The organism is Pseudomonas sp. S2_E02 (assembly GCF_054668355.1).
Genome location: NZ_CP162761.1, coordinates 2943266 through 2957219 on the forward strand (window position 1 = coordinate 2943266; position 13954 = coordinate 2957219).

Here is a 13954-nt window from a genome sequence, read left to right on the forward strand (position 1 = left end):
TGGAGCAACTGACACGACGCCTTCGCGAGCAGGCTCGCTCCCACAGGAGAAGCCTGCGCTACCGACGCTTATTTGGACGACTTGATCGCTGCGCCCAGTTTCTTGGCGGTGTCGGCCGGGTCGGCTTTCGGGTCGTTGATGTAGTTGGTCACCACATCAAAGAACGCGCCTTGCACCGCCAGCGTGGTCGCCATGTTGTGCGCCATGCTTGGCTGCAGGCCGCCGGACTTGGCGTCCGCCAGGAAGTCTTTGGCAGCAGTCTGTGCGCAGGAGTCGAAACCGAGCTTGTCCATGTTGTTCAACATGTCGTTGCGTACCGGGATCGAGCCTTTGTTGATGCTGAAGACTTTCTGGAAGTTTTCACCCAGCACGACTTTGGCGATGTCCTGCTGACCGGCCGCGGTACCTGCGTCCTTCTGCTTGAACACGGCCAGCGAGTCGATGTTGTAGGTGAACGCCTTGTCGGTGCCCGGGAAGGCTACGCACTCGTAATCCTTGCCGGCGACTTTCTTGGCGGCGGTCCATTCGGACTTGGCCCAGTCACCCATGATCTGCATGCCGGCCTTGCCGTTGATGACCTTGGCCGCTTCCAGGTTCCAGTCCTGACCTTTGCCGTCAGCGTCCATGTAGGTCGCGACTTTCTTCAGCTCGGTCAGTGCCTTGACCATTTCCGGGCCGGTCAGCGCGGCATTGTCCAGGTCAACCAGGGCTTTCTTGTAGCCATCGACACCCATGACCGAGAGCACCACGGCTTCGAACACGGTGCTGTCCTGCCAAGGCTGACCGCCGTGGGCCAGCGGGATGAAGCCCGCAGCCTTCAGCTTGTCGCCAGCGGCATAGAATTCTTCGAGGGTGGTCGGGTTCTTGGTGATCCCGGCTTTCTTGAACACTTCCGGGTTGATCCACAGCCAGTTCACACGGTGAATGTTCACCGGCACGGCCACGTAATCACCGTCGTACTTCACGGTATCGGAGACTTTCTTGTCGAGCAGGCTGTCCCACTTTTCCGACTTGGCGACGTCTTTCAACACGTCAGTGTCGAGCAGACCGGTCGACGCCCATTCCTGGATGTCCGGGCCTTTGATCTGGGCAACGCCAGGCGGGTTGCCGGCGACTGCGCGGCTTTTCAGCACGGTCATGGCCGTTGCACCGCCACCACCGGCGACAGCGCCGTCTTTCCAGGTGAAACCGTCTTTTTCGACTTGGGCCTTGAGCACATCAACGGCAGCTTTTTCGCCACCGGACGTCCACCAATGCACGACTTCGACCGAACCTTTGGATTCGGCAGCAGAAACACTGAGAGGCAGAATTGCGAGCGGGAACAGGGAGGCGACAGAAATGACAGTAGCGAGGCGAGAAATCGCATTCATCTGAGATGTACCTTTCTTGTTGTTATGCATGCAAGTCTGGTGCTTGCGCTGCACAGGAGTTTAAACAGGACGTTTCCCTTCGCAGGTAACGAAGGGACGCGCGAATGTCACTACATGGTTACATGATTGGTCACATGACAACGCTCTGGGACAACTGCGCCAGAGCCGTTGCCATACTCGGTGACAAGGGTAGACGAGGGATCAGCACGGCTTGCCAGGCGTGATACAGATCGGGTTTGCCCGGCCAGATATCGGCACTTGGCAGGTTTTGCGGGTTGAGTTCGTGATGCCAGCTACCGTTGCAACGGTCGATGAAATTCACTTCGCAGAATTCCCAGAACAGCCGGTACCAGGTTTCGTATTGCGCATCGCCGGTGCGTTTGAGCAAGGCGCTGGCAGCGGCACTGGCCTCGGCGTGCGTCCAATGCAGGCGATGGCGAACGACGGCTTTGTTGTCCCAGTCGAGGGTGTAGACGATGCCCGGCAGACCATCGACATCCCAACCGTTGCGGCAATTGTTCTCGAACAGTTTTTGCGCATCGGTGGCGAGCCAACCGGGCGTGAGCATGCCGGCTTGCACCCGCGCAGCTTCGAGGTGCAGCAGCAGCCGCGCCCATTCGAAACCGTGGCCCGGCGTGGTGCCGTAAGGGCGGAAGCCGTCAGCGGGATTGTCGTGGTTGTATTCGCGTAGTGGCTGCCAGTCGCGGTCGAAGTGCTCGATGACCATGTAACCGTTGGCGGCGGCGTGCCCGTGAATGACGCGTTCGACGATGCGTTGCGCGCGAATCAACCAGCGCGGATCTTCAGTGACATCGGCCAGCGCAAGGAACGCTTCGGTCGCGTGCATGTTGCTGTTGGCGCCGCGATAGGCTTCTTCTTCGCTCCAGTCGCGATTGAAGAATTCGCGCATGGCGCCCTCTTCTTCGCTCCAGAAATACGTGTCGATGATGTCGACGGCGTCATCCAGCAACGCCTGGGCGCCAGGACGTTGTGCGACCACCGCAGAGCTGGCCGCAAGCGCAACGAAGGCATGCAGATAGGCGTTCTTGCCGGTGTTGTCATCGCGGTGTTCGGCGACCGCAAACCAGCCACCGTGCAGGGCATCACGCAACGGCCCGCGCAAGGCAGCAATGCCGTGATCGATTAGTTCGGCAAAACCCGGCAAGCCCTGAATGTGGGCCATGGCGAAGCTGTGGGTCATGCGCGCGGTGTTCATGGTTTCGGCTTGTGCGTTCGCTGGCAGACGGCCGCGTTCGTCGAGGTTGCCGAAGCCTTCAGGCAGTTTCGATGCCTTGGCGAAATCCAGCAGGCGCAGGCCTTCGGCGGCGAGCCATTGCTGGTGGGCAGGGGCGTTCAGCCAACTGCTGAAGCCGGGTTGGAAGAGATCCATGGGTGGCCTTTTTTGTTGTTATGACTGCGGGGGAGTCTAAACAACGGGCTGGGGAGGTCTTGTAACGAAGGGGGCGGGGTTTGTCACCGGTCCGTGACAAAGAGCAGCCCTCACCCCAGCCCTCTCCCAGAGGTAGAGGGGGCCGACCGAGGTGTAATAAGCTTTCCGCCGACCTGAAATACCGAGTCGATTATGGATTCGGCGTTGTACAGTCAGGGCGGCGTATCTCTTCAGCATCCCCCGATCAGTCCCCCTCTCCCTCTGGGCGGTCCGACGTTTCGGGAGGGCTAGGGTGAGGGAAAGCTTTTGACTCAATCCGCCGAACGCGGCAATTGCAGGGTCACCCGCAACCCACCCTCACGCAGATTCTGCAGCGTCACTTCCCCACCATGGCTGTGGGCAATATTGCGCGCGATGCCCAACCCCAAGCCATAACCCTGCTGCTGCCCCGCCAGACGGAAGTGCGGTTCGAACACTTGCTCCAGCCGCTGCTCTGGAACACCCGGCCCTTCATCGTCGACGTGCAGAACAAACGCGCGCTCATCGTCGTCGATGTGCAAATGCGCGTTTTGCCCGTACTTCAACGCATTGTCGATCAGGTTACCGATGCAGCGCTTCAACGCCAGCGGTTTGCCCGGATAAGCCGCCAGCGCCTTGCCCTGCTGCGTCACGCGGCCATTGCCGTGCGGCGCCAGATACGGCTCCACCAGACAGTCGAGCACGTGGTTCAAGTCCACCGGCTCGATGTTCTCGTGGATGTCGGTGTCCTTCACACATTGCAGCGCGCCTTTGACCAGCAGTTCCAACTCATCCAGATCACGGCCGAACTTGGCCTGCAGCTGTTCGTCTTCAAGCAATTCGACGCGCAAGCGCAATCGGGTAATCGGCGTGCGCAGGTCATGGGAGATCGCGCTGAACAACTGGCTGCGCTCGGTCAGGTAACGGCTGATGCGCTCGCGCATGGTGTTGAACGCGCGCCCCACTTCCACCACTTCACTGCCGCCGCCCTCGGCCACGGGCTCGACGTCGGCACCCAGCGACAAATCCCGCGCCGCCCGCGCCAGACGCTTGAGCGGCCGGCTCTGCCAATGCACCAGCAGGCCGATAAACAGCAGCAGGAATCCGCTGGTGAGGACGATGAACCACACCTGCTGCGACGGCAGGCCTTGCTCTTCAAGACTGGTGTACGGCTCCGGCAACAGCGAGGCGATGTACAGCCATTCGCCCGGGGCCATTTGAATCTGCGTGACCAGCACGGGTGGGTTCACCGGTTCCAGAGTCAACGCGTAATGCGCCCAAGAGCGCGGCAGCTCATCAAGCTTCAGCCCGGCGTTGAAAATCCGCAGATCTTCGGGGCTGACAAAGGTCACCGAAATATCCGTGTCATTACCGAGCGTCTGACGCAGCACTTCGTCGACCGCTTTCATCACCGCCGCTTTACGCGGCGTCACCGGCAGCACGTCCATGCCCAACGGCTTATCGTTGAGCGTCACCACGAATCGCGTGCCGCCCATGCTGCGCAATTGGTCGAGCACCAATGGCCGATAAGCCACCGGCAACGAGCGGAAGTAACTGACGCTGGCGGTCATCGAATGGGCGAGGCTGCGGGCGCTGGTGACCAGGCCTTCGAGCTGCGTAGCGCGCAGTTGCGAGACCCAGATCACGCTCGACAAGGTCTGCGCGAACAGCACCGCGAGCAACGTCAGCAGCAACATCCGCCCGAGCAGCGAGCGCGGCATCGGCACTTTGGCGGCGAATTTGCGCAGCGACTCAGTGACCATTGCCGGCAACCACGTTGGCTGCCAGTTGGTAGCCACTGCCGCGCACGGTACGAATCAGCCGTGGCGGTTTTTCCGTGTCGCGCAGGCGTTGGCGCAAACGGCTGACGGCCATGTCGACGATGCGATCGAGCGGCATCAAATCGCGACCACGGGTGGCGTTGCCGATGGTGTCGCGGTCGAGGATTTCCTGCGGGTGATCGAGGAACAGTTTCAGCAGGGCGAAGTCGGCACCGGAGAGAATTACTTCTTCGCCATCGGTGTGAAACAGGCGATGGCTGACCATGTCCAGCCGCCACTCGTCAAAGGCCAGCACGTCGCTGCCACTGCGCTCCTGTCCAAATTGCGCACGCCGCAGCAATGCCTTGATGCGCGCTTGCAGTTCGCGGGGGCTGAAGGGTTTGCCGAGGTAGTCGTCGGCGCCAAGTTCCAGACCGATCACGCGGTCGGCTTCGTCGGAACTGGCGGTGAGCATGATGATCGGCACCTGCGCCTGACGCGGATGCTGACGCACCCAACGGCACAGGCTGAAGCCGTCTTCGTCGGGCAGCATGACATCGAGGATCACCAGATCGCTCGGCGCCTCGTTGAGGGCCTGACGGAAACTGGCACCGTCGGCGGTGGCCCGTACCTGAAACCCGGCGCGGGTCAGGTAGGTTTCCAGCAACTCGCGTATTTCCTGGTCGTCATCGACCAACAATATCGACTTGTTGACTGAGCTCACTTCGAAGGCATCCTTGTTGTTGGAATTGGGGCGGATTATGCCTGATGAACCGATCGTTCCCACGCTGATCGTTCCCACGCTCTGCGTGGGAATGCCTCTGGGGACGCTCCGCGTCCAGTGACGCGGAGCGTCACGGGCTGCATTCCCACGCGGAGCATGGGAACGATCTCACGCTTCAGCCTGCCTGTTCCAGAGCCACACCCGCGCCCATCAGTCCGGAATACGGCGCTGTCACCAGCCACACCGGGATGCCTTTGAAGTAATCGCTCATGCAGCCTTTGTCAGCAAAGCTGCGGGCAAAACCGCTTTCGAGGAAGAAATCGGCAAACCGGGGAATGACACCACCAACGATGTAAACCCCACCTCGGCCCCCGGTAGTCAGCACGTTATTACCCGCCACACGGCCGAGCCAGCAGCAGAACTGCTCCAGCACTTCCAGGGCAATCGGATCACCCGCAAGACCGGCCGCCGTGATCGCTTCCGGGGTATCAAGCGTTGGCTCGTGCCCATCCACCGCACAGATCGCCCGGTAAACCCGTGGCAATCCACCGCCGCTCAACGCAGTTTCGGCGCTGACATGGCCGATTTCGTTGTGGATGTGCTGCCACAGCTGCGTTTCACGCGGGCTGCTCAACGGCAAATCAACATGCCCGCCCTCGCCCGGCAACGCCGCGAAACGTCCCTCACCAAGATCGAGCAAGGTGCCGACGCCAAGGCCTGTGCCCGGGCCGATCACCACCGCCGGGCGCAACGGCTCCGGCGTGCCCTCGCAGACCACGCGGAATTCGCCGGGCTGCAAACGGGTCATGCCCAGCGCCATCGCCGAGAAGTCGTTGACCAGCAACAACTGCTCGACCTGCAAGGTTTTGCAGAACGCTGTGCGACTCAAGCGCCAGTGATTGTTGGTGAATTTGAATTCATCACCACTGACCGGACCTGCCACGGACAAGCACACCGAACCGATCGAACCCGGCGCCAGACCGAGCCCGCTCAGATAGAGGCTGATTGCCTCCTCCGGGCTGGCATGGTCGGCCGTGGCCAGCACCTGAACCGATTCCAGTTGCTGGTTTTTCCACAACGCAAACCGCGCGTTGGTGCCTCCGATGTCACCGACCAAAGCCAGTTTCAATTAAGCGTCTCCAGGGCAGAAGTGAAGGCGCTGGCGCCCTGCTCCGCCGAGCTGAAGGCCATGCGCATGAAGCCAAACAGTTCGCGCCCGCTGCCGATGTTGTTGCCCAATAGGCCTTTGGCGGGTTCGCGCGCTGCAAATTCGGCGGCGTCGACCTTCAGTTCCAAGGTGCCTTTGACGCCATCGACGCGGATGATATCGCCCTCTTGCACGCGCGCCAAAGCGCCACCGACATAAGCTTCCGGGCTGACGTGAATCGCTGCGGGGATTTTCCCCGAGGCGCCGGACATCCGCCCGTCGGTCACCAGGGCGACTTTGAAGCCGCGATCCTGCAGCACGCCGAGGAACGGCGTCATCTTGTGCAGTTCCGGCATGCCATTGGAACGCGGGCCCTGGAAGCGCATCACGGCGACAAAATCCTTCTCCAGCAAACCGGCCTTGAATGCATCGGCCAAGTCCTGCTGATCCTGGAACACCATGGCTGGCGCTTCGACGATCTGGTTTTCCAACGCGACCGCAGAAACCTTCATCACACCGCGACCGAGGTTGCCCTCCATTACGCGCAGACCACCCTCCGCCGAGAACGCACGCGCCACTGGACGCAGAATGTTTTCGTCGAGGCTGTCCGTCGGGCCTTCGCGCCATACCAACTGGCCGTTATCGAGGAACGGCTCTTTGGTGTACTGGCTCAAGCCGTGGCCGAGCACGGTGTTGACGTCTTCGTGCAACAGCCCGGCGCCGAGCAGTTCGCGGATCAGGAACGACATGCCGCCCGCTGCCTGGAAGTGGTTGATGTCGGCTTTGCCGTTCGGGTAAACGTGACTCAGGGTCGGCACGACTTCGGAGAGGTCGGCCATGTCCTGCCAGGTCAGTTGAATACCTGCTGCCATGGCGATGGCCGGCATGTGCAGGGTGTGGTTGGTCGAGCCGCCGGTGGCGTGCAGCGCAACAATCGAGTTGACCAGCGACTTCTCGTCGACGATTTCACCGATCGGCATGAAGTTGCCGTTCTGCTTGGTCAGACGCGTGACTTGGTGCGCGGCTTCGCGGGTCAGCGCATCACGCAGCGGCGTGTTCGGGTTGACGAAAGAGGCGCCCGGCAAGTGCAGGCCCATGACTTCCATCAGCAACTGGTTGGTGTTGGCGGTGCCGTAGAAGGTGCAGGTACCCGGGCTGTGGTAGGACTTCATCTCCGATTCCAGCAGCTCTTCGCGGGTGGCTTTGCCTTCGGCGTACTTCTGACGGACGTCGGCTTTTTCCTTGTTGGAAATCCCCGAGACCATCGGCCCACCCGGGACGAAAATCGTCGGCAGGTGACCGAAACGCAGCGACCCCATCATCAGGCCCGGCACGATCTTGTCGCAGATGCCGAGCATCAGTGCGCCGTCGAACATGTTGTGCGACAGCGCCACGGCGGTCGACATGGCGATCACTTCGCGACTCGGCAGGCTCAGTTCCATGCCCGGCTCGCCTTGGGTCACACCGTCGCACATCGCCGGCGTACCGCCAGCGAACTGGCCGACCGAGCCGATTTCGCGCAGGGCATTCTTGATTTGTTCCGGGAACACTTCGTACGGCTGGTGCGCCGAGAGCATGTCGTTATACGAAGAAACAATGGCGATGTTCGCCGAGTTCATCATCCGCAGGCTGTGCTTGTCTTCGCTGCCGCAACCGGCCACGCCGTGGGCGAAGTTGGCGCATTGCAGCTTGCCGCGCATCGGCCCGTCGGTGGCGGCGCCGCGAATCAGTGCAAGGTAAGCCTGACGCGTGGCGCGGCTGCGGGCGATAAGCCGTTCGGTGACCTCAAGGACGCGGGGATGCATGTGTAGAACTCCAGGCTAACGGATGTGGCGACCTGATTGTCTATGCTGATCAAACGCCGTTGTTGTTGGAATGACAGACGGCTTTTTTGACCATTCGGACCAGTTGATTCAGGTCACTCGTTGTAGATAAAACAAAATATTGCCACTAAAAAGGCTTGTTTTCTATTTTTATGCGAATAATCTTGTAATTCCAACAACAAAACGACGGCGGCGCTGTTCCATGACTCTTCGAATCGCAATCAATGGTTTTGGCCGCATCGGCCGTAATGTCCTGCGCGCACTGTATACCCAAGGCTATCGACAGGATCTGCAGATCGTCGCCATCAATGATCTGGGCGACAGCTCGATCAATGCTCATCTGCTCAAATACGACACCGTTCACGGCACGTTCGACGCTCAGGTCGAGCATGACAACGAAAGTCTGACCGTCAACGGCGACCGCATTGCGGTCAGCGCGATTCGCAACCCGGCCGAATTGCCATGGGCGGCGGAAAAGATTGATGTGGTGTTCGAATGCACCGGTCTCTTTACCGATCGCGCCAAAGCGGCCGCGCATATTACTGCCGGCGCGCGCAAAGTGATCATCTCGGCGCCGGCCAAAGGTGCCGACGCCACGGTTGTATATGGTGTGAACCACGACATTCTGCGCCAGTCGCACCAGATCATCTCCAACGCTTCGTGCACCACCAACTGCCTGGCGCCAGTGGCGCAAGTGCTGCACCGCGAGCTGGGGATCGAAAGCGGTCTGATGACCACCATTCACGCCTACACCAACGATCAGAACCTCACTGACGTCTATCACACCGACCCGTACCGCGCGCGCTCGGCCACGCAGAACATGATCCCGAGCAAGACCGGCGCTGCTGAAGCCGTGGGCCTGGTGCTGCCAGAACTGGCGGGCAAACTGACCGGCATGGCCGTGCGCGTGCCGGTGATCAATGTGTCGCTGGTGGACCTGACCGTGCAGCTGAAAAAAGAAGCCAGCGCCGAGGAAGTCAACGCGCTGATGAAAGCTGCGAGCCAACATTCGAAGATTCTCGGCTTCAACACCCTGCCGCTGGTGTCCAGCGACTTCAACCACAATCCGCTGTCGTCGATCTTCGACGCCAACCACACCAAGTCCAGCGGCAAACTGCTGAAGGTATTGGCGTGGTATGACAACGAGTGGGGCTTCTCCAATCGCATGCTGGATAACTGCCTGGCGCTGTGTAACGCCGAATAATCTCAAGTAATCCCCCTATCCCTGTGGGAGCGAGCTTGCTCGCGAAAGCGGTGGGTCAGTCGCTAGTTGAATTGGCTGACACTACGCCTTCGCGAGCAAGCTCGCTCCCACAGGGTTTCGATTTCAATTTGAAATCAACACTTGACCATTCGACTAGATGATAAGCATTATCATTCGCTTGAAATCGATCAGGTCCTCCCGTGAGTCAATCGCGCTTCAACCACGTTTTCCTCACCCAGCGCACATCCTTGCTGCGTACGCTGGAACGGATGGTCAACAATCACAGCACCGCTGAAGACCTGTTGCAGGAGACCTACCTGCGTGTGACGCGGGCGTTGAGCGAGCGGGCCATCGATCACCTCGAACCTTTTGTCTTCCAGACCGCGCGCAATCTGGCGCTGGATCACTTGCGTGCGCGCAAGATCCATTCGCGAACCATGGTCGATGATGTGCCGCAGGATGTCGTGCACAGCGTCGCCGCCCCTGCCAGCAGCGCCGAAGACGCCGCCCACGCCGAACAGATGCTGGAGCGCCTGAACGTGAGCCTCAGTCAACTCAGCCCCCGCCAGCAACAGATTTTCATCCTCAGCCGTTTGCACGGAAACAGTTATCAGGAAATCGCCGATGAGCTGAATGTTTCCCTCAGCACCGTGCAAAAAGAACTGAAGCTGATCATGAGCATTTGTATCGGCGTCGCCGAGCGTCTGAATGGCGACTGAGGTCGTAGGCCTTTTCTGTAAGTGCCAGGATCGACTGCACGGATCATCGGGCTTTGTTACCCTTGCCCGACTTTTACGCTTCACTTAAAAAAACAGCCGTGCGCAGACACTGCCGAGGAAACACCGTGACTGACACCCACCGCTCGCCTTCGCCGGATTCGGTGCAGGACGCTGCCAACGCAATGGACCAGGCACTCGACTGGCTCATCGTGCTCGGCAGCCCGGACGAGGAGCAGACCCGGCAGTTTCATGCCTGGCTGGCGGCCGATCCGTTGAATGCCGAAGCGTTCGCCAAGGCCCAGGCGATCTGGGATGGCCCGCAAGTCGCCCAGTGCGCGCAAAGCCTGGCGGCCAAACCTGCGAAGGTCACTTTTCTCAAGCGTCTGCGTCCGCACTGGAAACCACTGGCCACTGCCGCCGTGCTGATCCTCGGTTTGTTCAGTTTCAGCAATTTGCCGATGCGCATTCAGGCCGATCATCTGACCGTGGTCGGCGAGCGCCAGCGTCTGCAACTGGAGGACGGCTCGAAAGTCCTGCTCAATACCAATTCAGCGTTTTCCAGCACCATCAACGATCAAAAACGTGTCGCGCGGCTATACCAGGGCGAAGCGTTTTTCGAGATTGCCAGTGGCCGCAGCCAACCCTTGGAAATCGACGCCGGTCCGGTTCGCGCCAGCGTGCGCGATACCGCATTTGCCGTGCGTTATCTCGATGGCGTGGCGCAGGTTAACGTGCAGCGCGGCGATGTCGATCTGCAGGCAACGCATAACGACGCTCGCGTACGTCTGACGGCGGGTGAAAGTATTCGTATCGGCCCCAACGGTTTCGACCGTCCGGCCAAACTCGACGCCAACACCGATCTGGCGTGGGTGCAGGGTCGCTTGGTGTTCGAGAACTGCCCGCTGAATCAGGTGCTGGCCGAATTGCGCCGCTACTATCCGGGCTGGATCATCAACACCAACGAGCAGTTGGCCGACGTCGCCGTAACCGGCAATTACCGACTCGACCAGCCGCTCGACGTGGTCCGTTCCCTCGCTCACATCACCTCGGCGCAACTGAAAGAATTCCCCGCCTTGGTCATCCTGAACTAAATGAGAATTATTTTTACTCGATAGCCAACGTCAGTACGTCTCGTTATAGCCAATGCAATTGATTCGCAACACGCGAAGCCAATCAGCCCCTATAAAGATTCGTGCGACACGGAGCGCTATCGATGTCCTCACGCCTTACCCGCCAGACCTCCTCCCCTTCCCGCGTGCTGTCGCTGCTGACCGCTGCCATCCTGATGGCCGGTTCTGCACCGCTGATGGCGGCTACCGAGCAACCGACGCGCAACATGGGCGATTACTCGTTCGCCATCGGTCAGCAGCCGCTGGTGTCGGCGCTCAATGCCTTCACCGCCGTGACCGGTTGGCAAGTCGGCTTGCCGGCAGAACTGGGTCAGGGCGTGTCGTCGCCGGGCGTGCGTGGCTCGCTGCCACCGGAAAAAGCCCTGGAGCGCCTGTTGGTGGGGACCAACCTGAGCTTCCGCAAAATCAGCAACAACAACGTCGTGCTGGAAAAGCGCAACGCCAGCGGCACGCTCAATCTCGATCAGGTGACCATCAGCGCCACCCGTCAGGAGCAGTCGGTCAACAGCGTGCCGGCCACTGTCACCGTGCAGACCCGTCAGGATCTGGACCGCAACAACGTCAACACCATCAAGGATCTGGTCCGCTACGAACCGGGTGTTTCCGTCGGCGGCGCCGGCACCCGCGGCGGCATCAGCGGCTATAACATTCGCGGCATCGACGGCGACCGCATCCTGACTCAGGTGGATGGCGTCGAAGTCCCGGATGGTTTTTTCAACGGCCCGTATGCCAAGACCCAGCGCAATTACGTTGACCCGGAAATCGTCAAGCGCGTGGAAATTCTCCGTGGCCCGGCCTCGGTGCTGTACGGCAGCAACGCCATCGGCGGCGCCGTCAGCTACTACACCCTTGATGCCGACGACATCATCAAGCCGGGCAAAGACGTCGGTGCGCGCCTGAAAACCGGTTACAGCTCCGCCGATGACAGCTGGCTGAAGTCCGCCACCGTCGCCGGCCGTGCCGACCAGTTCGACGGCTTGCTGCACTACAGCCAGCGCGACGGTCACGAAACCGATTCCTACGGCAGCAACAATGGCACTGGCCTTGAGCGCACCGCCGCCAACCCGGAAGACGTCAACGCCTACAACGTGCTGGCCAAGATCGGCTGGAACTACAACGAAGATTCGCGTCTGGGCCTGACCTACGAAAAGTACAAGGATGATCGCGACACCGATCAGAAGAGTGCTTACGGCGGCCCGTACTTCAACGGCGCCCCGACCATCCCCGACAGCGTGCTGCCCGGCGGCATGTACCAGTGGCGCACCGGCAACGACACCATCACCCGTGAGCGTTTCGGCATCGAGCACTCGTTCGCCCTCGACAGCCTGCTGGTCGACAACGTGAAGTGGAGCCTCAACCACCAGATCGCCAAGACCGACCAGAGCACCACCGAGTTCTACTACCCGATCACCCGTAAGGTGCTGCGTACTCGCGACACCATTTACGAAGAGAAACAATGGGTCTTCGATGCCCAACTGGACAAGGCGTTCGCCATTGGAAACACCGATCACGTACTGACTTACGGCACCACCCTCAAGCAACAGAAGGTCACCGGTTCGCGCAGCGGCGACGGCACTTGCCTGGCCGTCGGTCGCGGCTGCAGCGCCATCGGTGCAACCAGCACCGCTGACGTGTTGGCCAAAGCCACCGACTTCCCGGACCCGACCATCAACACCTACAGCGTGTTCGCTCAGGATCAGATCAGCTGGAACAACTGGACCTTCCTGCCGGGCCTGCGCTACGACTACACCCAGCTCAAGCCGCACATCACCCAGGAGTTCCTTAACACCGTGGCAGCGGATGGCCAAGGCACACTCAGCGACGAGAACAAAACCTGGCACAAAGTCTCGCCGAAATTCGGCCTGACCTACGCCCTGACCGAGAACTACACCTGGTACGGTCAGTACGCTGAAGGCTTCCGCACCCCGACCGCGAAAGCCCTGTACGGCCGCTTCGAAAACACTACCACCGGCTACAGCGTGGCGCCGAACCCGGACCTCGAACCGGAAAAAAGCAAAAGCTACGAAACCGGTCTGCGCGGCAACTTCGAACACGGCTCGTTCGACGTGGCGGTGTTCTATAACAAGTACCGCGACTTCATCAACGAAGACGCCGTGACCCCGGGCCGCAACGAGCTGACCTTCCAGTCGGCCAACATCAAACACGCCACCATCAAAGGTGCGGAAGTCAAAGGTCGTCTGAATCTGGATGCGTTCGGCGCACCGCAAGGCCTGTATACCCAAGGCTCGATTGCCTACGCCTACGGTCGCAACAACGACAACGGCGAGCCGCTCAACAGCGTCAACCCGCTGACCGGCGTGTTCGGTCTGGGTTACGACCAGGACAACTACGGCGGCCTGCTGAGCTGGACGGTGGTGAAGAAAAAGGATCGCGTCGACGACAGCAACTTCAAGTCGCCGGATGGCGTCAGCAGCCAGTTCAAAACCCCGGGCTTCGGCATTCTTGATCTGGCCGGGTATTACAAAGTCACCGACGACGTCACCGTCAGCGGCGGCATCTACAACCTGACCGACAAGAAATACTGGCTGTGGGATGACGTGCGCGGTTACGACAGCGTCGGCGAAGCTTCGGTGACACAGCCGGCCAACCTCGATCGACTGACCCAACCGGGCCGCAACTTCGCGATCAATCTGATCTGGGACATCTGA

The 13954-nt window shown here is 60.3% G+C and carries 10 protein-coding genes; 4 read left to right on the forward strand and 6 right to left on the reverse strand.

From position 1 onward, the window contains the following. Positions 1-68: 68 nt before the first annotated feature. The 6 genes from AB4O01_RS13225 to edd all read right to left on the reverse strand — a co-directional run bounded on the left by AB4O01_RS13225 (position 69) and on the right by edd (position 8214). Positions 69-1370, reverse strand: coding sequence for an ABC transporter substrate-binding protein (locus AB4O01_RS13225; protein WP_016983700.1), 1302 nt, complete (start codon positions 1368-1370; stop codon positions 69-71). 130 nt (positions 1371-1500) lie between these two features. Further along, a complete protein-coding gene (locus AB4O01_RS13230) occupies positions 1501-2760 on the reverse strand; it encodes a D-mannose isomerase (protein ID WP_460092002.1) in 1260 nt (419 codons plus the stop codon). 311 nt (positions 2761-3071) lie between these two features. Further along, positions 3072-4541: an ATP-binding protein gene (locus AB4O01_RS13235; RefSeq protein WP_099756994.1), complete on the reverse strand. Its 1470-nt coding sequence runs from the start codon at positions 4539-4541 to the stop codon at positions 3072-3074. Next, positions 4531-5262 (reverse strand): response regulator, encoded by a 732-nt coding sequence (locus AB4O01_RS13240; RefSeq protein WP_003227460.1) that lies wholly within the window; start codon positions 5260-5262, stop codon positions 4531-4533. The genes AB4O01_RS13235 and AB4O01_RS13240 overlap by 11 nt, the downstream gene beginning before the upstream one ends. 175 nt (positions 5263-5437) lie before the next feature. Further along, a complete protein-coding gene (locus AB4O01_RS13245) occupies positions 5438-6391 on the reverse strand; it encodes a glucokinase (RefSeq protein WP_460092004.1) in 954 nt (317 codons plus the stop codon). Next, complete coding sequence (edd, locus tag AB4O01_RS13250) at positions 6388-8214, reverse strand: phosphogluconate dehydratase (RefSeq protein WP_093430466.1); 1827 nt, start codon at positions 8212-8214, stop codon at positions 6388-6390. The genes AB4O01_RS13245 and edd overlap by 4 nt, the downstream gene beginning before the upstream one ends. Positions 8215-8434: 220 nt before the next feature. Between edd and gap the strand changes: the two genes are divergently transcribed. The 4 genes from gap to AB4O01_RS13270 all read left to right on the forward strand — a co-directional run bounded on the left by gap (position 8435) and on the right by AB4O01_RS13270 (position 13954). Further along, entirely contained in the window at positions 8435-9436 is a 1002-nt protein-coding gene (gap, locus tag AB4O01_RS13255) for a type I glyceraldehyde-3-phosphate dehydrogenase (protein ID WP_034153396.1), read from the forward strand. Positions 9437-9636: 200 nt separating this feature from the next. Next, entirely contained in the window at positions 9637-10155 is a 519-nt protein-coding gene (locus AB4O01_RS13260; RefSeq protein WP_093430467.1) for an RNA polymerase sigma factor, read from the forward strand. A 125-nt stretch (positions 10156-10280) separates the two neighbouring features. After that, entirely contained in the window at positions 10281-11246 is a 966-nt protein-coding gene (locus AB4O01_RS13265; RefSeq protein ID WP_460092007.1) for a FecR family protein, read from the forward strand. Between the two features lie 122 nt (positions 11247-11368). After that, positions 11369-13954 (forward strand): TonB-dependent receptor, encoded by a 2586-nt coding sequence (locus AB4O01_RS13270; protein WP_460092009.1) that lies wholly within the window; start codon positions 11369-11371, stop codon positions 13952-13954.

What these genes read in the sequence shown, in the direction of transcription:
- edd (WP_093430466.1), bottom strand. Translation starts at nt 8,214, where the DNA reads ATGCATCCCCGCGTCCTTGAGGTCACCGAACGGCTTATCGCCCGCAGC.
- gap (WP_034153396.1), top strand. Translation starts at nt 8,435, where the DNA reads ATGACTCTTCGAATCGCAATCAATGGTTTTGGCCGCATCGGCCGTAAT.
- AB4O01_RS13225 (WP_016983700.1), bottom strand. Translation starts at nt 1,370, where the DNA reads ATGAATGCGATTTCTCGCCTCGCTACTGTCATTTCTGTCGCCTCCCTG.
- AB4O01_RS13230 (WP_460092002.1), bottom strand. Translation starts at nt 2,760, where the DNA reads ATGGATCTCTTCCAACCCGGCTTCAGCAGTTGGCTGAACGCCCCTGCC.
- AB4O01_RS13270 (WP_460092009.1), top strand. Translation starts at nt 11,369, where the DNA reads ATGTCCTCACGCCTTACCCGCCAGACCTCCTCCCCTTCCCGCGTGCTG.
- AB4O01_RS13235 (WP_099756994.1), bottom strand. Translation starts at nt 4,541, where the DNA reads ATGGTCACTGAGTCGCTGCGCAAATTCGCCGCCAAAGTGCCGATGCCG.